Below are 19,744 nucleotides of genomic sequence, written 5' to 3' on the forward strand. Positions count from 1 at the left end.
ACACCCTATGAGTAAGGCTGACATGTTTCTCACCGATTTTCCCGTGCGGCTCCTCGTTCGACACCCTCTGGTGCGGCGTTCCCTCACCGTGCACGCCGTTCGCGACCTGTCACCGACCCTGCGCCGGGTGACCCTGACCGGCACCGACCTTGACGGGTTCACCGCCGACGGGCCAGACGACCACATCAAGGTGTTCTTTGCGGTCGGGGAGGACACCGCGGCTCGCGATTTCACCCCGCGCGCCTTCCGAGCCGGCCGAGCAGGCGTGCCAGCCGCGCTTGACCTGGATTTCGCCCTGCACGGAACGGATGCCCCCGCCACCGGCTGGGCCTCCCGGGCCCGGGTCGGTGATGGGCTGCAGATCGGCGGGCCGCGCCGGTCCAAGCTGCTGCCGGAGGGCATCCGCTCGGCCGTGCTTATTGCTGATGCCACAGCTCTGCCCGCCACGGCGCGCTGGCTGGAAGCCCTGCCGGCAAAGGTGGCGGTCACCGTGCTCATTGTCGGGAACGACCCGGCGCTCGCTGAGTATCTCGCTGAGGGGGAACGGCCCGGCACGCAGATTCAGGCCGTCGATGCGAATTCGCATGCCGATGCACTGATCGAACTACTGAACGACCTGGTCATCGACGATGGCACCCTGGTCTGGGCGGCGGGGGAGGCGGGCTCGCTCATTCCGTTGCGCCGCCACCTGCGGCAGCATCTGGGGCTCGGACGCGACCAGGCGCAGGTCAGCGGGTACTGGAAGCTCGGCGTCGACAACCTCGACCATCACGCGCCGCTTGACCCCACCGATCCGGACTAGTTGTTAGGCGGCCATTTTGGGGTGCACCTTGACGAAGGTGATGTTCTTCGTCGGGTGCACTGTTTTGGCCGGCGCGCGGGAGAAACCTTTCGCGCCCTCGAGACGGTTCAGGCCGCGAAACTCCGCCAACGCATCGTCGAAGACGGCGTTGAGCTGGGCGCCGGTGAATTGCTCCGCAGCCCCGTCGGTGAAGCGGATGCTGATGAGTGAGTTGTCGGGAAAGTGCCGGTTCATGCGGATGAAGCCATCGGCATCCTGCTGCAGGGTGATCATTGCTCTAGTGTGACCTATATATAGGAGCCGTCGTTTCGGCCGCCGATTTTTTCGCTCACCGCCGCGTGTCGGTGCCCGTGGATAAACTGCAGGCATGACGGCTCTCATTCGCTGGGGAATCCTGGCCACCGGCGGTATCGCGCACATGTTCGCGAACGATCTGGTGCAGAACGGCCACACTGTGCAGGCCGTCGGGTCGCGCAGCCAGTCGTCAGCGGATGCCTTCGCTGCCGAATTCAGTATCCCCACCGCGCATGCGAGCTATGCGGCTCTCGTGAACGATCCCGAGGTTGACGTTGTCTACGTGTCGACGCCTCACCCCTTTCACTCCGAGCATGCTGCCCTCGCGCTGAACGCGGGCAAGCACGTGCTGATCGAGAAGCCGTTTGCGCTCAACGCCGGGCAGGCCCGGCAGATCGTGGACCTCGCCGCCCGTCGCAACGTGCTCGTGATGGAGGCGATGTGGACCCGATTTCTGCCGCACATGGCGCGGATTCGCGAGATTCTCGTCGGCGGCACGCTCGGCGACGTGCGCAGCCTGCTCGCCGACCACACGCAAGATCTTCCCGACGACCCCGAACACCGCCTGAATGCGCTCGCCCTCGGGGGCGGAGCCCTGCTCGACCTGGGTGTTTATCCGGTGAGTTTCGCGCACGCCGTCTTTGGCGCGCCCGATACGATTCTGGCCAGCGCCTCGTTCAAAACCACCGGAGCGGATGCCCAGGTCGCGACGATTTTTCGGTACGTCGGCGGCCAGATCGCCACGACGTTCTCGGCCAGTGACACCCTCGGCCCGACGACGGCGTCGATCATCGGCACCCGCGGGCGCATCGACATCGACGGTGTCTGGTACGCGCCAACCGGTTTTCGGGTGCTCGATAATCTCGGCGCCGTGCTCGAAACGTTCGAGCCGGCCGAGTTCACCGGCCGGGGCATGCACTTCGAAGCGCTCGAAGCCGAGACGCTGATCCGCGCCGGAAAGATCTCAAGTGACATTATGCCGGCCGAGGAATCGGTCGCCGTCCTGCGCACGCTCGATGCGGTGCGGGCTCAGATCGGTCTGCGCTACCCGGGCGAATAGCCCGCTGTACGGTGCGTCGGTTACCATACGGAGGTGGAAGAACCAGTGCAGACACCCGAAGCCGGCACGGCTGACGTTGCCGCGCGCGGCGGCATCGCAGCCGTCTTCAGCCGTCACCGCCGGGCCTGGCTGATTGCCGTTGGCGCCCTGGTTTTCGTGCTGCTGGGCAGTGGGGCCGTATTCGCCGGAACCCAGACCGGCGAGACTGCTCCGGCGGCGGCATCCGCTGTGGCCACGCCCACCCCGACACCAAGCCCCACGCCCACGGTCGACCCGGCCCGTCCGGTGCCAGCCCAGGCGACGACAGCCAGCCGGCTGCGCACCTGCTCCGTCGCCGGGCTCGCCGCCGACACTCGCCTCGCCGATTTTCAGGCCCAGGTGGTCAACGCCAACACCGGTGAGGTGCTGTTCGACCGCGGCGGCACGACGTCGTCGCGCACGGCGAGCGTTATGAAGGTGCTCACCTCGGCTGCCGCACTCAACGTGCTCGGCAGCGACTATCGGGCTACGACCCGGGTCGTGAAGGGCGCCGAACCCGGCCAGGTCGTGCTGGTCGGCGGCGGAGACCTCACTCTGTCCCGGTTGCCCACCGGCCAGGAACCGTTCTACACCGGTGCCGCGCACCTCGACGACCTCGCCACCCAAACCATGGTCGCCTGGGCCGCCGATCCGGCCAACCCGCCGATCACCTCCCTCGTGCTCGACTCCTCGTACTTCTCCGGGCCCGACTGGGACGAGGGCTGGGCCCGCACCGAACTCGGCCTCGGCTACATGCCCGAGATCACCGCCCTGATGGTCGACGGCGACCGTGACGACCCCACCCGCAGCACCTCCGCCCGTAGCGAAGACCCGATTGCACGGGCCGGCCAGGCCTTCGCCGACGCCCTCGGCGGCGGGCTCACGATCAGCCAGGCCACCGCTCCGGCCGGGTCAGCGCAGCTCGGCGCCGTGCAGTCGGCGCCGGTGTCGACCCTGGTTCAGCAGTCCCTCATTGTGAGCGACAACACCATCGCCGAGATGCTCGCCCGCCTCCTGGCCATTGAAAACGGTGCCGGTAGCAGCTTTTCCGCTCTGCAGGCGGGCATCGTCAACGGCCTCGCCGCCTACGGCATCGATACCACCGGCATGATCATCAAAGACGGTTCGGGCCTCAGCCCGCACAATGCCGTGTCGCCGGCCTACCTGACCGCTCTGTTCGTCAAGGTCAATGCCCGTGAGGGCAACCTCGGCGTTCTGTTCGACGGCCTGCCGATCGCCGGGGGACCGCGTGGCTCCCTCTCCTACAGCGACCGTTTCGCCGGGGCCAATTCCGCCGCTGCCGGCGCCGTTTTCGCCAAGACCGGCTGGATCGACACCGGCTACACCCTTGCCGGCGTCATCCGTGCTGCCGACGGCACCCCGCTCACCTTCGCCATCTATGCCATCAGTAACGCGGCAATTGGTAACGTGAGCTCGAATGCCAAAATCGCCATCGACACCCTGGCCACCGGTTTCTTCCAATGCGGCGATAATCTCTCTAACAACTGACCGCGTATCAACTGACTGCTCACAAGGAGACATCGTGACCCGCGCCCTGTTCATCATTGACGTTCAGAACGACTTCACCGAGGGCGGGGCCCTCGGTGTCGACGGCGGCGGGGCAGTAGCTGCCGGCGTGAGCAAACTTCTCGCGGAGCATCCGCTCGCCTACACATATGTCTTCGCCTCTCGCGACTGGCACGATATCGGCAACGATAACGGCGGCCACTTCGCCCGCGACGCGGCCCCCGACTTTGTCACGACCTGGCCGGTGCACTGCGTGGCCGGCACCGCGGGCGCCGAATACCACCCCGCCCTCACAACGGATGCCGTGACGTTTCACATTCGCAAGGGCCAGGGCAAGCCCGCCTACTCGATCTTTGAAGGTACGACTGAGGCTGGGGAGACCGTGGGAGCGCTGCTGAGCGAACACGGGGTGACCGAGATCGACGTGGTCGGCCTCGCGACCGACTACTGCGTGCGAGCCTCCACCCTCGACGCCCTCGAACACGGCCAGCACGTGCGTGTTTTGACGGATCTGGTGGCCGGGGTCGCCGCGGAATCCACCGCGACCGCCCTCGCCGAGATGGCGCATGCCGGCGCGGTGTTCGCCGCGAGCGACGTCGTCGAGTGACTCAGTTCGCCCGACGGCTCGATGGTGTACGTGTGGCCTTCGATGCCACACCGGGGGAGCTGCCGGTTCTGCTCGTGCACGGTTTCGCATCGACCGCCGAGGCCACCTGGCGGAGTTCGGGCTGGGTGCGAGTGCTCGAGGAAGCCGGGCGCGGCGCTATCACGCCCGACCTGCGCGGTCACGGCCGTAGCGACAAGCCGCACCGCACCGCCGACTACGCACCGAGGCAGCTCGCCGCCGACCTGGTAGCCGTGCTCGACACCCTCGAACTCGACCGGGTCGACGTGATCGGCTACTCCATGGGCTCACGGGTGGTCGCCGCCCTGGCCCGACTGGCGCCGGAACGCGTGCGCCGTCTGGTGCTCGGCGGGGCCGGCCCGCTCGAACTGTTCGAGACCTGGGATCAGGGCGCCGTGGCTCGGTATGTGGTCTCCGGCGACCGGCCCGCCGACCCAACCATCGCTGCGGTGCTCGGCCCGGCGATCACGGCCGGAGCCGACCGGGAGGCGCTGCTGGCGTGCGTGCGCGGGGTCGCGGGCTGCACGCTCGACGTGCCTGCGGGCATCCCGCAGCTGTTCGTCGCCGGCGGGGCCGACCCGATTCCGGTCGGGGTGACCGCCCTCGCGGCGAAGCGCGGCGCACAGTACCTGGAGCTTCCTGGCCGAACCCATCTCAACGCGCTGACTTCGCACGATTTCCAACAGGCCTCCCTGCAATTTCTGGCCTGAGGCTCGAGCCTGCTGCTGTGCGCGGGATGGTGGATGGGCAGCGCTCTCGTGCAAGTCGTTTGGAATGCCCCCGCCTACGGTGGAGCCACGGCGTGATTCAAGGCGCCGCACTCAACGTGGAGGACTCATGACATCGAACGACACCCTGGTAACCCCGAAACTCGACACCTACGACGGGCTGCTCGCCGCCATCACCCCCTCAGCCGGCGACACGCGCGAGATTCTTGATCCGGCGACGGGCGCGGTCGTTGGCCTGGCCCCAGTGCACACCGTCGATGACCTCGAAGCCGCCATCGCCGCAGCAACCCTGGCCCAGCCGGCCTGGGCGGCGCTCGGTCACGACGCGCGCAGCGCCGTCATGGTGCGGGCCGCCGACGCGATCGACGCCGCGGCTGAAGCCCTTGCCCAGCTGCTCTCCCGCGAACAGGGCAAACCGCTCAACGGACCCAACGCGCGCTTCGAGGTGGGCGGCGCATCCGCCTGGCTGCGCACTGCGGCGGCGACCCCGCTGGAATCCGAGGTGCTCATCGACGACGGCACCACCCACGCCGCGATCAGCTACCGCCCGATCGGCGTCGTGGGAGCGATCGGCCCCTGGAATTGGCCGATGATGATCTCCATGTGGCAGATCGCCCCAGCCCTGCGAATGGGCAACGCTGTCGTGGTCAAACCCTCCGAGTACACGCCGCTGAGCGTGCTCGCCCTGGTTGCTGTGGTCAACCAGGTACTGCCGGAGGGGCTCGTGACGGTCGTCTCCGGCGGCCGCGCGATCGGTGCCGGCCTCGCCGTGCATCCCGGCATCGGAAAGGTCATGTTCACCGGCTCGACCGCGACCGGTAAGGCCATCATCAAGAGCTCGGCCGACACGGTCAAGCGTCTGACGCTCGAGCTGGGGGGCAATGACGCCGGTATCGTGCTGCCCGACGCCGACCCGGCGGCCATCGCCGAGGGACTGTTCTGGGGTGCGTTCATCAACACCGGCCAGACCTGTGCCGCGCTCAAACGCCTCTACGTGCACGATGACATCTACGACGCCGTCTGCGAAGAGCTGACAGCGGTAGCGGCCAGGATGCCGATGGGTGTCGGAATGGATGAAAGCAACGTGCTCGGCCCGTTGCAGAACCAGGCGCAGTTCGACATCGTTGCCGGTCTGGTGCAGTCCGCGAAGGACTCCGGAGCGCGCGTGCTCATCGGCGGCAACCCCGATCTGGAGGCGCCCGGCTTCTTCTACCCGACCACCCTCATCGCCGACATCGACGATGACAACCCGCTGGTGCGGGAGGAACAGTTCGGTCCGGTGCTTCCGATCCTGCGCTACACCGACCTCGACGATGTCATCGCCCGCGCCAACAGTGTTGACGTCGGTCTCGGCGGATCGGTCTGGTCGAGCGACCTCGTCGCCGCCCGAGCTGTGGCCGCACGTCTGGAGACCGGAACGGTGTGGATCAACGCGCACGGCGCGGTGCACCCGATGATTCCGTTCGGCGGGGCCAAGCAGTCAGGCTATGGGCTCGAGTTCGGCGTCGAGGGCCTCAAAGCACTCGGTGTGCCGCAGGTCATCAACGGCTAAGCATCCGCTTCAGAAGGGCCCTCGTCGTCGACGGGGGCTCTTTGCTGCGCCCGTTGCCGGGCCGGGCGGTGGCTAATTCAGGAGAAATGAACGGATGCGTGCACCTGGCCCGCACGAACACGCGGCACATCTGCCGGCGCGGTGCACCCGGCCCGAATTAGCCCCACGACCGGCCGCACCGGCAAGTCGCGGCCCACCTTATGAACACGGGCCCAGTTTCTATACTGGGCCCGGGGACGGGGCCCGCGCCCCGTCCAGAAACGACGACGGACAAAACCGTGCCGCCCGGATCGGAATCCGGGCGGCACGGTGTGGCAGTGCAGGAAACTACTCGTGGGTGCTGACGCCCAGCGGAATTCCGCGGGTCTCTTTCACGAGGGTGACCGCGACGAAGGAGATCGCCGCGAGCACCATGAGGTAGATGCCGATGGAGAAGGTCTGGCCGGTCTCATCGAGCAGCAGCTGGGCGATCAGCGGGGCGAAGGCGCCACCGAGGATCGCGCCGAGCGCATAGCCGATCGACACGCCTGAGTAGCGCACCTGGGCCGGGAACATCTCGGCGTACAGCGCCGCCTGTGGACCGTAGGAGAAGCCGAGTCCACTGGCCAGGACAATCAGCGAGAGCGCGAACCAGACGATGTCGCCGGTGTCGATGAGCAGGAACATTGGGATGGCCCAGATGAACAGGAACGCGTAGCCGAGCTGGAAGGTGCGCACCCGGCCGATCTTGTCGGACAGGATGCCGCCGAGCATGGTCGAGGCGAGCCAGAACACGGCCGCGACGGTGCTCGCGATGAGCACCGGGGTGCGCTCCATGCCGAGTCCGCCGGCGTCAGCGGGCTTGGTGGCGTAGGAGTTGAAGAACGCGATGAGCATGTAGCCGGCCGCGTTGTTGGCGATGAAGATGAGGGCGGTGAGGATGACCTGACGCGAGTGGTTTTTGAACAGCTGCTTGAGCGGGGCGGCAGATTCCTTCTTGCGGGTTTGCATCTCCTTGAAGACCGGGCTCTCGGCGACCGCGCGGCGGATGACCCAGCCGACGACGATGAGCAGCACGGAGACGAGGAACGGGATGCGCCAGCCCCAGTTGAGGAAGGCCTCTTCACTCATCGACGTGGTGACCAAAATCATCACGCCGGTGGCGAGGATCAGTCCGACCGGTACGCCGATCTGTGGGTAGGCGCCGAAGAAGCCGCGCTTGTTGATGGGTGCGTGTTCGACCGACATGAGGGCGGCGCCGCCCCATTCACCGCCGGCCGAGAAGCCCTGCAGGATGCGCAGCACGATCAGCAGGATGGGCGCCCAGACGCCGATCTGGTCGAAGGTCGGCAGCAGACCGATGAGCGCGGTGGCCGCGCCCATCATGACGAGGGTGAAAACCAGCATGGCCTTGCGGCCGATCCGGTCGCCGAGGTGCCCGGCCACAATGGCACCGAGCGGGCGGAACAGAAAGCTGATGCCGAGCGAGGCCCAAGCGATGAGCTGGGCGAGCGGTTCGTTCTCCCCGGCCAGCGGGGCGAAGAACAGGCCGGCCAGCACGAGTCCAGCGGCCTGGGCATAGATGAAGAAGTCGTACCACTCGATCGTGGTACCGACCATGGTGCCGGCGAGCACCCGCCGTTCTTCGTTGCGTTTAGCGCTGGTCGCCGGTGTGCGCTCGGTCGTAAAGGCCATGGAATACTCCCTCGTATTTCACTGCGGTGCTGGGTCGGGTGCTGTTGCAAAGTGTGTGTGGATCATGCGGGAAAAACCGGCACTCGGGCAGTATGGCAGCAAAATCGACGATTACCTACCTATTGGTCAGTATTGTGTGGGATTGTTATTTTTCGGTGTTTCAGAGTGTGGAATTGCGCCCTGCATGGGGGTGCTGGCGAGTGCATCCGAAGCGATGGCGCTAGTTTGGAGGGGATGTCCTCCTCGAAAGTGCCCTCGGTGCACGGCCGCACAGCGCTCGCAACGTTGAGTATCGGTGTGGTTGGGATTTTGCTCTGGCCGGTCGTGACCGCCATCTTCGTGCTCAGCGCCTGGGACGTTGGCGAGACCTGCGCCCGGGTTCACAGCTCCGGCGACCTCGTGCGCTACGACTTCTTTCCGCCGCGGATGCTCTGTTCCACCGGGACGAATGAGTGGGCGAGCGCAACCCCTGCGGGCGTGACTGTCGGCTTCTCCGTCGTGCTCGTGCTCGGCGTTGCCGCCATGGTAGTCGGTGTCGTGGCCGGAGTGCGGGCGGTGCCGACGCTGGCGCCAGTGGCACTCGGTGTGAATTTCGTCTATGTGGCCGGGACCGTGCCATCGCTCTTGGTTCGTCGACTGCGGCGGCTGTGCGGGTTGCTTGCGGTAGCGTCTGTGCTCTCGCCGGCTTGGATGCTGTATCTGGGCTTCGGCGTCGGCCAGGCCGGGTCGGGCGCACCCGACCCGTACACCCAAATTCCGATCTATGCCGCGCAGCTCGTCGTGGCCGGCGCCATTCCACTGCTCGCCGTCGCGGCGGGACTGGCCGGCTGGGTGCTGCGGGCTCGCGCGCGGTCCGGGCGAGCTGATCGGGCATCCGTTGCGGTCGCCGGACTGGTCGCCGGGACGATGCTGCTCGCTCTGACGCTCTCGCTGGGTCTCGGGGCAATCGCGAAGGTCATTACCGTCGGTGAACGGTTCGTGCCGGCAACGACCGGCAGCGCGCAAATAACCGCGCCCCCGTCAGCGGGTGACGTGCAATTGATGCTGCCACCCGAGTTGCCGCCGGTCGTACTTCCCGACGCGCCCTCGACGGCGCTGACGGCGACCGAGCTCGAGGCGCAATTTGCGGCGTTCGTCGCCCAGACGAGCGCTCGCTTCGGGCCGGCGTTCGCGGAACCGGAACGGCAGGGGGCGGTCCCCGGCCCGGCGCTCGACCTCGCCGTAGCCGCTGCGCCGTACGCGTTCGACTGCCTGAATACCGGGATCGGCTACGGTATGGAGCTCACCTTCTCCAGCGCCGCTGTCGACGACTGGGACGTGAATTACGACGCCGCGGCGGCCGCGTTTCTGCGCATCACCGCTGGCTGGGCGGCCGACGGTTACCCCAGCCAGACCTACAACAGCGAGTTCCTCGCCTACGCCGACGAGCCGAGCCTCGTGTCCCAACTGCGCGCCCGCCACGTGGGATCGACGGTGCGGGTGGGAATGCAGAGCCTCTGCGTGGCCAGGTGACTAGCCGAGCTCGGCGACGATCGTTCGTGCGGAAGAGGTGAGAACGGCACCGATGTCGGTGGGGGAGTGCAGACTCGAGATATAGACGACGGCGAGGGAGGCGGGTGGTTCACCGGGCACCAGTAGCGGAACGGCGATCGACGACAGGCCGTCAATGACCTCGTTGTGACTCGAGGCGTAGCCGAGGGCAGCGACCTCCCCGGCCTCACTGCGGCGAGTTGCCGGGTGGCCGAGCGCGGCCCATTGCGTGGCGCTCAGGCCGGAATGGATGGCGATTCCCGGCGCGCCCATGTGCAGCGGATGCCGCGTGCCGGGCTGCTGCGCGACCGTCGCGTGGGCCTGCCGCGGCTCGATACTCACGAGAGTGAAGATCTCGCCCTGGTCGAGCACCGCGACGAACGCGGTCATGCCGAGCTCGTTGGCGATGCGGGTGAGAACGGGCCGTGCAGCGGCCTGCAGATCGCGGGACACCCCGCGGGCCAGGGCGGCCAGTCGCGCGCCGAGCCGCACCAGCCCGGCCGGGTCACGAACGACGAGGCCATGATCTTCGAGGGTGCGCAAGATGCGATAGGCGATCGAACGGTGCACGTCGAGGGCGGCGGCGAGTTCGACGATGCTCATCGGTTCGGTGCGGTCAGCGAGAATCTCTAGCACGCGGATGCCACGCGACAGGGTTTGCGAGTGCGCGGCGGGTGCCGACTGCTGGCTGCCGGGGGTCTCGGCGAATTCTGGGATCGACACCGTCCTATTCTCGCATTCGGCTGACCGTTGCTTTAGTAACTCGGCCGCGAAAGGTCGGGCCCGGCCAGCCCAGTGGGCCTGATGAAGGTCGCGGCGAGCGTCTCCGACGCCCGGGCGAGGATGGCCACGTCGGCACCGACGAGCACGAAACGGGCACCCGCCGCCAGGTACCGCTTCGCGGTCGCCGGAGCGAAAGCATTGACGCCGACCGGTTTGCCGAGCGCCGTGACGGTGCGGATGCACTGCTCAACCGACGCGACGACGTCGGGGTGGTCCTGCTGGCCGAGCAAACCCATCGACGCGGCCAGGTCGGACGGACCGATGAACAGGCCGTCTACGCCGTCGACGCTGGCGATCTCGGTGATGTTGGCGACGGCATCCGTTGTCTCGATCTGCACGAACAGTGAGATCGTCTCGTTGGCGCTGGCCAGATAGTCGTCGATGCGGTTCCACCGGGACGCCCGGGCCAGGGCGCTGCCGACGCCACGAACGCCGAGCGGCGGGTAGCGCACCGCCGCCACCATGTCGCGGGCCTGCTCGGCGGTGTCGACCATGGGAATGAGCAGATTCTGCGCGCCGAGGTCGAGCAGCTGCTTCACGATGATCCGGTCTCCGATCGGTGCCCGCACCAGCGGCACGATCGGGTAGCCGTGCACGGCCTGCAGCTGGCTGAGCGTCGACTCGAGGCCGTTGGGGCTGTGTTCGGTGTCGATCAGGAGCCAGTCGAGACCGCTGCCGGCGCAGATTTCCGCCACCAACGCGCTGCCGGAACACACCCACATGCCGATCTGCGCACGTTCGCTGTCCGCGAGAAGGTCGCGGAAGGTCGGCTCTGCTGCTACTCGAATCGGCATGTGATGGCTCCCAGGGGTCCATAGTCGGCGTGCACGGTGTCGCCCTGTTCCACCCACATCGGGCGGGTGAACGAACCGGCCAGGATGATCTCCCCGGCCTCGAGGCTGGTGCCGTGCTGGGCGAGTTTGTTCGCCAGCCAGAACACGCCGGCAGCGGGGTGGTTGAGCACGGCCGCGGCCACCCCGGACTCCTCGATGGTCTGGTTGCGGTAAAGCAACGCCGACACCCAGCGCAGGTCCACGTCGCCGACCTTCACCGGCCTGCCGCCGAGCAGCATGCCGCCCATCGCCGCGTTGTCGGAGATGGTGTCGACGATGGTGCGGCCGGTCATCTCGATGCGCGAGCTGAGAATCTCCAGCGCCGGAACCACATAGTCCGTCGCGTCGAGAACGTCGAACAGGGTGCAGTTCGGGCCGGACAACGGCTTGCCGAGCACAAACGCGAGTTCGACCTCGATGCGCACGTTCGAGAAGCTGTCGAAACGGATGCTCGCACCATTCTCGTAGACCTCGTCGGCGAAGATCACCCCGTAGTCGGGTTCGGTGATGCCGGTGGCGACCTGCATCACCTTGGAGGTCAGGCCGATTTTGCGGCCGACGAGCCGGCGGCCGGCCGCGATGCCGCGCTCCTTCCACAGGCTCTGCACGGCATAGGCGTCGTCGACGGTCATTCCGGGGTATCGGGTGGTCAACAGCGGAACCGTCGACCGGGTGCGACCGGCCGCGACGAGTTCGTCGGCGATCTCTTCGATGACTGACTGCTCAAGCATGCGCGCTGCTTTCTAGAGGGTGGTGCCGAGTTTGAAGCCGGCCAGCTCGTCATCCTTGCGGGTGTACGAGAAGCCGTCGGCGCCGACGGTGACGGCCATTTCGCGGGGCTCGGTGCGTTCGATGACCGGCTGCGGGTTGCCGTCGAGGTCGAGCACGAGCGAGGCATCCGTGTACCAGCTGGGCACGACGGGGTTGCCCCACCAGTCGCGGCGCTGGTTGTCGTGCACGTCCCAGGTGACGACGGGGTTGTCGGGGTCGCCGGTGTAGTAGTCCTGCGTGTAGATCTCGACGCGGTGGCCGTCGGGGTCGCGCAGGTACAGGTAGAACGCGTTCGAGACGCCGTGGCGGCCGGGTCCGCGCTCGATCAGGTCGCTCTTGCGCAGCGCGCCGAGCTTGTCACAAATGTAGATGATGTTGTGCTTCTCGTGGGTCGAGAAGGCGATGTGGTGCATGCGCGGCCCGTTGCCGCCGGTGAGGGCGGTATCGTGCACGGTGTCCTTGCGGCGCATCCAGGCGGCGTAGGTGACGCCGTCTTCGTCTTTGATGTCTTCGGTGACGCGAAAGCCGAGGTCTTCGAGGTACTTGCGGCCCCGGCCGACGTCGGGGGTGACCTGGTTGAAGTGGTCGAGACGCACGAGCGCGCCCGGCCCCTGCAGGTCGTAACGCCAGGCGAGACGTTCCACGTGGATGGTCGAATAGAAGAACTCGTAGGGAAAGCCGAGCGGATCCTCGACGCGCACGCTGTCGCCGATGCCCTTCACGAAGCCCTCGGTGCGGCGATCGGTGCGGCAGCCGAGCTCCCGGTAGTACGCCTCGGCGAGGTCGACGTCTTCGGGGCTGCGCACCCGAAAGGCCATCGCGGCGACGGCGGCGATGGGCCCCTGACGCAGCACCAGATTGTGATGGATGAACTCTTCGAAGCTGCGCAGGTAGATCTCGGTGTCGCTCTCCTCGGTGACAACGAGGCCGAGAATGTCGACGTAAAATTCGCGCGAGCGGGCCAGGTCGGTCACGACGATGTCCATGTAGGCGCAGCGGAGAATGTCGGGCGGGGTCGCGGTGGGGGTGGGAATCGGATGGGTCATGGGGTTCTCCTCGTTGAGGGTGACGCGGGGTAGGTGCAAGGTAGGTGCAGGGGTTCTGCTGGGTGAAACGGATGCCGGACCCACGGTGTGAACGTGGGCCCAGTTTCTAAACTGGGCCTGTGGACGGGGCCCGGGCCCCGTCCACAGGGGCGGGTTACCGGCCGCCGAAGCGAGGCGTGTGCACGGGCGCGAGCGTGATGTGCACGGCCTGCGAGTCGGTGTAGAAGTCGATCGACCGGTAGCCGCCCTCGTGGCCGAGGCCGGAGGCCTTGACGCCGCCGAACGGGGTGCGAAGGTCCCGCACGTTGTGCGAGTTCAACCAGACCATGCCGGCATCGACCGACTGGGCGAAGTTGTGCGCGCGGGTGAGGTCGGTGGTCCAGATGTAGGCGGCGAGCCCGTACTTCACACCGTTGGCCAGGGCGAGCGCTTCGGCATCCGTTTCGAAGGGGGTGATGGCCACGACCGGGCCGAAGATCTCCTCCTGAAAGATGCGGGCGGTCGGGGCGACATCGGCGAAGACCGTGGGGGAGACGTAGTTGCCCTCTGGCAGGCCGGCCGGGCGGCCGCCGCCGGCGAGCAGACGGCCCTCGGATTTTCCGATCTCGACGTAGCTCATGACCTTGGCGTAATGCTCGGGGTGTACGAGCGCGCCGACCTCGGTCTTCGGGTCGTGCGGGTCGCCGACGACAATGCTCTGGGCGCGGGCCGCATAGCGGGCGCAGAAATCATCGTAGATGGAGCGCTCCACCAGGATGCGGCTCGACGCCGTGCAGCGCTCGCCGTTGAGGGAGAACACGCCGAACAGAGTTGAATCGATGGCGGCGTCGAGGTCGGCGTCGGCGAAGACCACGGCGGGGGATTTGCCGCCGAGTTCCATCGACATGCCCTTGAGGTTCGCGGCGCAGTTGCGGTAGATGGTCTGGCCGGTCGTGGTTTCGCCGGTGAAGGAGATGAGCGGCACGTCGGGGTGTTTGACCAGCGCGTCGCCGGCCTCCTCGCCGATGCCGTTGACCAGGTTGAACACGCCGTCGGGAACCCCGGCGGTGCGAAAGATCTGCGCCCACAGGCTCGCCGACAGGGGCGTGAATTCGGCGGGTTTCAGCACGACGGTGCAGCCGGAGGCGAGCGCCGGGGCGAGCTTCCAGCTTTCGAGCATGAACGGGGTGTTCCACGGGGTGATCAGCCCGGCGACGCCGACCGGCTTGCGGTTGACGTAGTTGATCTGCCGGCCCGGCACCTTGTAGGTGTCGTCGGCCTGCGCCACGATCAGGTCGGCGAAGAAACGAAAGTTCTCGGCGGCCCGTTGCGCCTGGCCGAGCGCCTGCGTGATCGGCAGCCCGGTGTCGAAAGTCTCGAGCTCGGCGAGTCGGGCATCCTGCGCCTCGACGGCGTCAGCGATGCGGTGCAGCACCCGGGCGCGAGCTCGCGGCAGCATGCGCGGCCAGGGACCGTTGTCGAAGGCTTCCTTCGCGGCGGCGACAGCCAGGTCGATGTCGGCTTGCTGGCCGGCGGCCGCGGTGGCGTAGGTCTGGTTTGACACCGGGTCGAGCACGTCGAAGGTTTCCCCGCCGACGCTGTCGACGAATTCTCCGCCGATGAAATGACGGATGCTGGTGGGTAGGTCAGCGGGAACGTAGTGCGTGGTCTGGACAGACGTCTGTGTCATGGTCAGGATCTCTTTCTCGGGGACGATTCGGGGGTCTGGTGGGGGTGATGCGACTTCTGGTACGCGAGGAGGGCATCCATTGTGCCGGTGCGGTGGGCGCGCGCGGCCAGCTCGAGCGTGAGGGCGGGCGACTCCGCCTCGATCAGCTGCAGCAGGTTCTCGTGCTCCGCCACGGACTCGCGGGCACGGCCGGGCACGAAGCTGAACGAGGAATCGCGCAGCACCTGCATGCGGTTCCAGCCGCGGTGCACCAGGTCGAGAATGTGCGGGTTTGGACAGTTCTCGAACAGGATGGAGTGAAATTCGAGGTTGAGTTCGGTGAACCGGTGCGGGTTGAGGTCTTCGAGGAAGGCGATCATCTCCTGGTTGACCGTGCGGGCCCGGGCAATGTCGGCGCCGGTGATGAAGGGGGCCGACAGGGCGGTCGCGACGCCCTCGACGACGCTCAGGGTCTGCATCGTGTAGAGGTATTCGGTCTCTTCGATCATGGCGACCTGGGCACCGACGTTGCGTTCGAAGGTGACCAGACCCTCCGCCTCGAGGCGGCGGATGGCCTCGCGGACCGGGACCGCGCTCACGCCCAACTCTTTGCCGATCGCACCGAGCACCAGACGGTAGCCCGGGGTGAACGTGCTGTCGGAGATGCGCGCCTTGATCCATTGGTAGGAGAGCTGCGACTTGCTGAGGCCGGTGGCCTGGCCGGTTACTTCAGCCATTCCCGGTACCGTTCCTTCCAGCTCGCGTTCATTGGGTACAGCCCGTCGACGCCCTCGCCCGCAGCAACCATCTCGGCGATGAAGGTCTCCTCGTGTTCCTGTTCGATGGCCTCGGCGACGACCTCTTCGATCAATCCCGGCGGAATCACGAGGACGCCGTCCGCATCCCCGACGATCACGTCGCCGGGCTGCACCGCCGCGCCGCCGCAGGCGATGGTGAGGTCGGTATCCCACGGCACGTGCTTTCGGCCGAGAACGGCCGGATGCGCATTGGCGAAGTAGGTGGGCATCGCCAGGGCGGTGACGGCGGCCACATCGCGCACCCCGCCGTCCGTCACCAGACCGGCGGCGCCGTTGACCTGGGCGCGCAGGGCGAGGATGTCACCGACCGTGCCGGTGCCGGTCTCGCCGCGGGCCTCGATCACGAGCACGTCATCGGGGCGGAGGGAGTCGAAGGCGCGTTTTTGAGCGTTGTAGCCGCCGCCGTGGGAGATGAAGAGGTCTTCGCGGTTGGGAATGAAGCGCAGGGTACGGGCGAGGCCGACCATTCGCATGCCTGGACGAGTGGATCGGAGTCCGTCGATCGAGACGTTGTTGAGGCCGCGCTTACGCAGCTGGGAGCTGAGCGTTGCCGTCCCGACCGAGTTGATTTTCGCCTTGAGTTCGTCGGTCAGGATGCCGGTCGATGCCGGCAGCCCGGCCGCCTCAGCGGACCCCCAGGCCTCGGCCCGCTGCAGGTCGTCGATCCTGGGTGCGGCGCCGTAGCCGGCCATGGCGACCGTGCCCGCGACGACCGGCGTGACCAGGCGGCCCGTGCTCGGCGCGCCGGGCGCGGTGGGGGCGTCCACTTCGACTTCGACGACGTCGCCCGGCTGCACGACGGAGGACCCGGCGGGAGTTCCGGTGAGAATCACGTCGCCCGGTTCGAGCGTCATGAGTTGCGAGAGATCGGCGACCAGACGGCCGAACGGGAAGGCCAGGTCAGCCGTGGTGTCTTCCTGCACGAGCTCGCCATTGACCCAGGTGCGCACGCGCAGGGCATCCGCTTGAATGTCGGCGGCGTTGATCACGGCCGGGCCGAGCGGGGTGAAACCGTCGCCGCCCTTGGACTTGAGGTTCGAGCCCTTATCGGCGTAGCGCAGGTCGTAGACGCCGAAGTCGTTCGCGGCGGTGACGCCCGAGACGGCTGCCCAGGCGTCCTCCGGCGTTACCCGACGGATGCTGCGGCCGATGATGAGGGCGATCTCGCCTTCGAAGGCGAGCAGTTCAGTGCCGGCCGGGCGTTCGATCGGGGTACCCGACGCGCTCACCGAGGTGCCGGGCTTGAGGAAGTAGGACGGCTGTTCCGGCGTGCGGCCGCGCTGAGCGATGCGGGAGGGGTAATTCAGGTGCAGGGCGATCACCTTGCCGGGGGTGCCGGTGAACGGTGTGGGGTGCTGCATGTGATGTCCTCTCGCGGCGCTGCGTGTGTATTTGAAATCATATACGATCTCGCGGAGGATGCAACCCTCGTCAGAATTCGCCGCTGTGTCCCGTCCGCTGAGCCGCCGCCCCGGCCTCCAAGGTAATGATTCTCATCGGTGACATTGGGACGGTCAGAGGAAACGGCGGTGAAACTCTGCAGCGAGCAGACTGTAAGACGTCAAACGGTCTGTCCAAGCAGCTATCGGACTATTGGTCACTAGCTCGTCAACAACGTTGCGTTCTGCGAGGAATTCCCATCGGCACCGGACCTGGGCCGGTGTGCCGGAAACTATCGTCTATTGAAGTGCTACCGACCGAGGACTGGTCCGGGATGGAGAGCCTCATGACTTCCGGTTCAAGGCCTCGTGCGCACGGTCGTTCCTGGCTGCTGTTGCGGGGACAATGCTGAAATCGGCCAGAAAGACGAGGTTGTGAAGTTCGGCTGCCACGATGGCCCGCAGTGTCGGAAGCTCCTCGGCAGCCTGTTCCGGCGTAAACACGTTCAGGGGCCAGTCCCGAACTGTTCCGCCTCGAAGATGCGGGTGGTGGAATCCGCGGCCGTAGTACGCCTCAAGGGTGATCGGCGGAATACCTGCCGCCGATTGCCCGGGCCAGGTGAGCATCCAGCAGCAGCTGAGCCCGCCGTCTGGGGTGCGGATCGTGGTGGTGGTGGTGATCGTGCCCGAGCCCAGCAGTAGTGTTGCGTTCACCTCGTGCAATGCGCATCGGCTCTGTCGGTCCAGGAGCGCGACCGTATTCCTGAACAGATGTTCTTTTTCGGAACGGCTGACAGCATCGCCGTGGGTTCCGTCGCGCAGGTCCGCGAAGTGCCGGAGCAAGGCCGAAACGTAGCCGGTTCCGGAGGGGGAAATGTGGATTTTCTCATTCATTCTGGTGTCTCCGATTTTCGGTGTCTTTGGTTGAGTCGAATCCGGTTTTCAGTGTGGAAGCAATCCATGCGTGCACGGGGTTTGGTCGCATTCCGCTCAGAGCAAGGAAGTCGCCGTGACCAACGGTGGGGTCGATGCGGAGCGTCGCATGGACTCCTGCCCGCCGTAGTTCGCCGGCGTAGATCCGCACGTCGTCTGCGACCGGGTCAAGACTTCCGGTGAGAATTGCGGTGGCACACACGCCGGAGAGGTCGGCGACATTCAGCGGGGTGAGGTACCGTTCCTCGTCCGGCAGCTTCGCTGCTCCGCGATACAGGGCCCATGACTGTTGGAGCTGTACACGATCAGGAAATCCTGGTCTGAGTTTAAAGTACGAGGGAGCCCGGCAGTCAGGGTCCAGCGGCGGATAGGCCAATACCTGCCCCGCCAGCGGCTTGCCATGATCTCGGCACCACAGAGAAGCGGATGCAGCGAGCGTACCGCCCGCGCTGTCGCCGCCCACGAATAGCTGGGTCCCTGGATCATCGAGGAGCGACGATGCCCAATCGAGTGCAGCGAGAAGGTCGTGAAGGGCGGTTGGGTGGGTCCATTCAGGGGCTAATCGATACCCGACGCTGACAACACGCATCCCGCACAGGGCGGCCACGGACAAACAGGCAGCATGCCAGTCGTTGAGCGAACCGCGGATCCAGCTACCGCCGTGGGCCCAAACCAGGGTTTTCCGAACGGCCGTCTCGGTCTCATAGATCCTCAGCGGAATGCGATGGCCATCGTCCGCCATCACGCTGGACTTAGCCCATCGGACGTTGCGCATGGTCGTTGATCCGGTGTTCATCCCTTCATCATGCTCAGGTTCGCATGTTGTCGCCTGCCCCTGCCGTGCCTATCCCTGACAGGGTATGGATGTCAGAGGGTCTATCCCCCAAGCTGGTGGCGTTGGGCCAGAGTGGTTATCCGATGCGGGTAGCCACTTCTCTTTGGGCTGTAGATTGCGCCGACAAGTGGCGCTTGCATCCCTACTGTCTCAATGACTTGGAGGATGTGAATGAAATCGATGAATCCACAATACTAAATTTCAGCAGCACGTTGATCAAGGCGCAGCTGCTCGATGACGCGGTGGGAGTAATCCTCCACAATTCGTCCATCATCGTGAACGCTGCCCCGAGTGCGGCCTATATCGAGGGATCACAGATCAGTCCGTTGCCCCCACTCTCATCAACGATTCTTCGTCAGGGAAAGGTCACCGGGGAGAAGCTCATCGTCCTGCAATTAGGAGAGACCGGCGTCGACGAAAGCGGCATCGCCGCTCTGGGCTGGGCAAACTTTTACGGGGACTCTCCTGATGCCCCAGTGTTACTGAAGTCCGCGCAGGACGAACTTGGATATGTCGAGTTCGATAGCAATCTGATCCCGGGGCAGCTGGGCGATTCACGGGGATCGACGACCTTTGGTGTTCGGGCCAACCTGTGGTTCAGTCCGAAAGGCACGGACTGCGGGATCCATAACGAACACGATTTCATTGAGGTCCACACCCAGATACACGGATACGGACGCATGCAGAAGTTCATGGAGAACGAAGCAAAAACCGTGTACGAAGACCAACTGCTTAGCCCCGGAAATACAAACCCAACTCCATTCTGCCGGGAGGCCGAGGGGGCGTTCCAATACCCCTGGCACCAGTACCGAGCCGACACGGACTGTGTCTGGCTGGCCATCGAATACCACCGGAATTAAACCGTCACGGACGATTGTGTCGACACAT

19 protein-coding genes are annotated in these 19,744 nt (G+C 66.0%); 8 read left to right on the top strand and 11 right to left on the bottom strand.

Annotated features, from left to right (window positions below; all coding sequences use genetic code 11):
- Window positions 1–7: 7 nt before the first annotated feature.
- On the top strand, window positions 8–802 hold the full coding sequence (locus tag BMW72_RS09435; RefSeq protein ID WP_092109890.1) for a siderophore-interacting protein: 795 nt from the start codon (window positions 8–10) through the stop codon (window positions 800–802).
- A gap of 3 nt (window positions 803–805) precedes the next feature.
- Here the strand turns inward: BMW72_RS09435 and BMW72_RS09440 are convergent, their stop codons facing one another.
- Entirely contained in the window at window positions 806–1,075 is a 270-nt protein-coding gene (locus tag BMW72_RS09440; protein ID WP_092109891.1) for a hypothetical protein, read from the bottom strand.
- Between the two features lie 94 nt (window positions 1,076–1,169).
- On the opposite strand from BMW72_RS09440, the gene BMW72_RS09445 reads away from it, so the two are divergent.
- From BMW72_RS09445 to BMW72_RS09465, 5 genes are all read left to right on the top strand, one after another.
- Window positions 1,170–2,156: a Gfo/Idh/MocA family protein gene (locus BMW72_RS09445; protein ID WP_092109893.1), complete on the top strand. Its 987-nt coding sequence runs from the start codon at window positions 1,170–1,172 to the stop codon at window positions 2,154–2,156.
- 33 nt (window positions 2,157–2,189) lie between these two features.
- The gene (locus BMW72_RS09450) at window positions 2,190–3,683 is read left to right on the top strand and encodes a D-alanyl-D-alanine carboxypeptidase/D-alanyl-D-alanine-endopeptidase (protein ID WP_092109895.1); all 1,494 of its coding nucleotides are present in this window, start codon (window positions 2,190–2,192) and stop codon (window positions 3,681–3,683) included.
- A 34-nt stretch (window positions 3,684–3,717) separates the two neighbouring features.
- Entirely contained in the window at window positions 3,718–4,308 is a 591-nt protein-coding gene (locus BMW72_RS09455) for an isochorismatase family protein (protein WP_092109897.1), read from the top strand.
- Window positions 4,309–4,340: 32 nt separating this feature from the next.
- Window positions 4,341–5,036 carry an alpha/beta fold hydrolase gene (locus BMW72_RS09460; protein ID WP_198416312.1) on the top strand — a complete coding sequence of 232 codons (696 nt, stop codon included), beginning with the start codon at window positions 4,341–4,343 and terminating at the stop codon, window positions 5,034–5,036.
- Between the two features lie 127 nt (window positions 5,037–5,163).
- Complete coding sequence (locus BMW72_RS09465; protein WP_092109901.1) at window positions 5,164–6,606, top strand: aldehyde dehydrogenase family protein; 1,443 nt, start codon at window positions 5,164–5,166, stop codon at window positions 6,604–6,606.
- A 327-nt stretch (window positions 6,607–6,933) separates the two neighbouring features.
- On the opposite strand, the gene BMW72_RS09470 is transcribed toward BMW72_RS09465, so the two are convergent.
- Window positions 6,934–8,280, bottom strand: coding sequence for an MFS transporter (locus tag BMW72_RS09470; protein WP_092109903.1), 1,347 nt, complete (start codon window positions 8,278–8,280; stop codon window positions 6,934–6,936).
- Window positions 8,281–8,514: 234 nt separating this feature from the next.
- On the opposite strand from BMW72_RS09470, the gene BMW72_RS09475 reads away from it, so the two are divergent.
- Complete coding sequence (locus BMW72_RS09475) at window positions 8,515–9,792, top strand: hypothetical protein (RefSeq protein WP_092109905.1); 1,278 nt, start codon at window positions 8,515–8,517, stop codon at window positions 9,790–9,792.
- On the opposite strand, the gene BMW72_RS09480 is transcribed toward BMW72_RS09475, so the two are convergent.
- The 9 genes from BMW72_RS09480 to BMW72_RS09520 all read right to left on the bottom strand — a co-directional run bounded on the left by BMW72_RS09480 (window position 9,793) and on the right by BMW72_RS09520 (window position 18,817).
- Entirely contained in the window at window positions 9,793–10,533 is a 741-nt protein-coding gene (locus BMW72_RS09480) for an IclR family transcriptional regulator (RefSeq protein ID WP_241983800.1), read from the bottom strand.
- A gap of 32 nt (window positions 10,534–10,565) precedes the next feature.
- The gene (locus BMW72_RS09485) at window positions 10,566–11,387 is read right to left on the bottom strand and encodes an HpcH/HpaI aldolase family protein (protein ID WP_092109907.1); all 822 of its coding nucleotides are present in this window, start codon (window positions 11,385–11,387) and stop codon (window positions 10,566–10,568) included.
- Complete coding sequence (gene hpaH, locus BMW72_RS09490; protein ID WP_092109909.1) at window positions 11,372–12,157, bottom strand: 2-oxo-hept-4-ene-1,7-dioate hydratase; 786 nt, start codon at window positions 12,155–12,157, stop codon at window positions 11,372–11,374. Before hpaH ends, BMW72_RS09485 begins: the two co-directional genes overlap by 16 nt.
- Window positions 12,158–12,169: 12 nt before the next feature.
- On the bottom strand, window positions 12,170–13,243 hold the full coding sequence (gene hpaD / locus BMW72_RS09495; RefSeq protein ID WP_092109911.1) for a 3,4-dihydroxyphenylacetate 2,3-dioxygenase: 1,074 nt from the start codon (window positions 13,241–13,243) through the stop codon (window positions 12,170–12,172).
- Window positions 13,244–13,397: 154 nt separating this feature from the next.
- Window positions 13,398–14,912, bottom strand: coding sequence for a 5-carboxymethyl-2-hydroxymuconate semialdehyde dehydrogenase (gene hpaE / locus BMW72_RS09500; RefSeq protein ID WP_092109913.1), 1,515 nt, complete (start codon window positions 14,910–14,912; stop codon window positions 13,398–13,400).
- Between the two features lie 2 nt (window positions 14,913–14,914).
- Window positions 14,915–15,628, bottom strand: coding sequence for a GntR family transcriptional regulator (locus BMW72_RS09505; RefSeq protein WP_092109915.1), 714 nt, complete (start codon window positions 15,626–15,628; stop codon window positions 14,915–14,917).
- Window positions 15,616–17,070, bottom strand: a complete 1,455-nt coding sequence (locus tag BMW72_RS09510; RefSeq protein WP_092109917.1) for a fumarylacetoacetate hydrolase family protein — start codon at window positions 17,068–17,070, stop codon at window positions 15,616–15,618. The genes BMW72_RS09505 and BMW72_RS09510 overlap by 13 nt, the downstream gene beginning before the upstream one ends.
- A gap of 363 nt (window positions 17,071–17,433) precedes the next feature.
- Window positions 17,434–17,982, bottom strand: coding sequence for a hypothetical protein (locus tag BMW72_RS09515; protein ID WP_092109919.1), 549 nt, complete (start codon window positions 17,980–17,982; stop codon window positions 17,434–17,436).
- A complete protein-coding gene (locus BMW72_RS09520; RefSeq protein ID WP_092109921.1) occupies window positions 17,975–18,817 on the bottom strand; it encodes an alpha/beta hydrolase in 843 nt (280 codons plus the stop codon). The genes BMW72_RS09515 and BMW72_RS09520 overlap by 8 nt, the downstream gene beginning before the upstream one ends.
- A gap of 68 nt (window positions 18,818–18,885) precedes the next feature.
- On the opposite strand from BMW72_RS09520, the gene BMW72_RS09525 reads away from it, so the two are divergent.
- Window positions 18,886–19,716 carry a hypothetical protein gene (locus BMW72_RS09525; RefSeq protein WP_092109923.1) on the top strand — a complete coding sequence of 277 codons (831 nt, stop codon included), beginning with the start codon at window positions 18,886–18,888 and terminating at the stop codon, window positions 19,714–19,716.
- The last annotated feature ends 28 nt before the right edge of the window (window positions 19,717–19,744 follow it).

It is taken from the genome of Cryobacterium luteum (assembly GCF_900110125.1).
In the GTDB taxonomy this organism is placed as follows: Bacteria; Actinomycetota; Actinomycetes; order Actinomycetales; family Microbacteriaceae; genus Cryobacterium; species Cryobacterium luteum.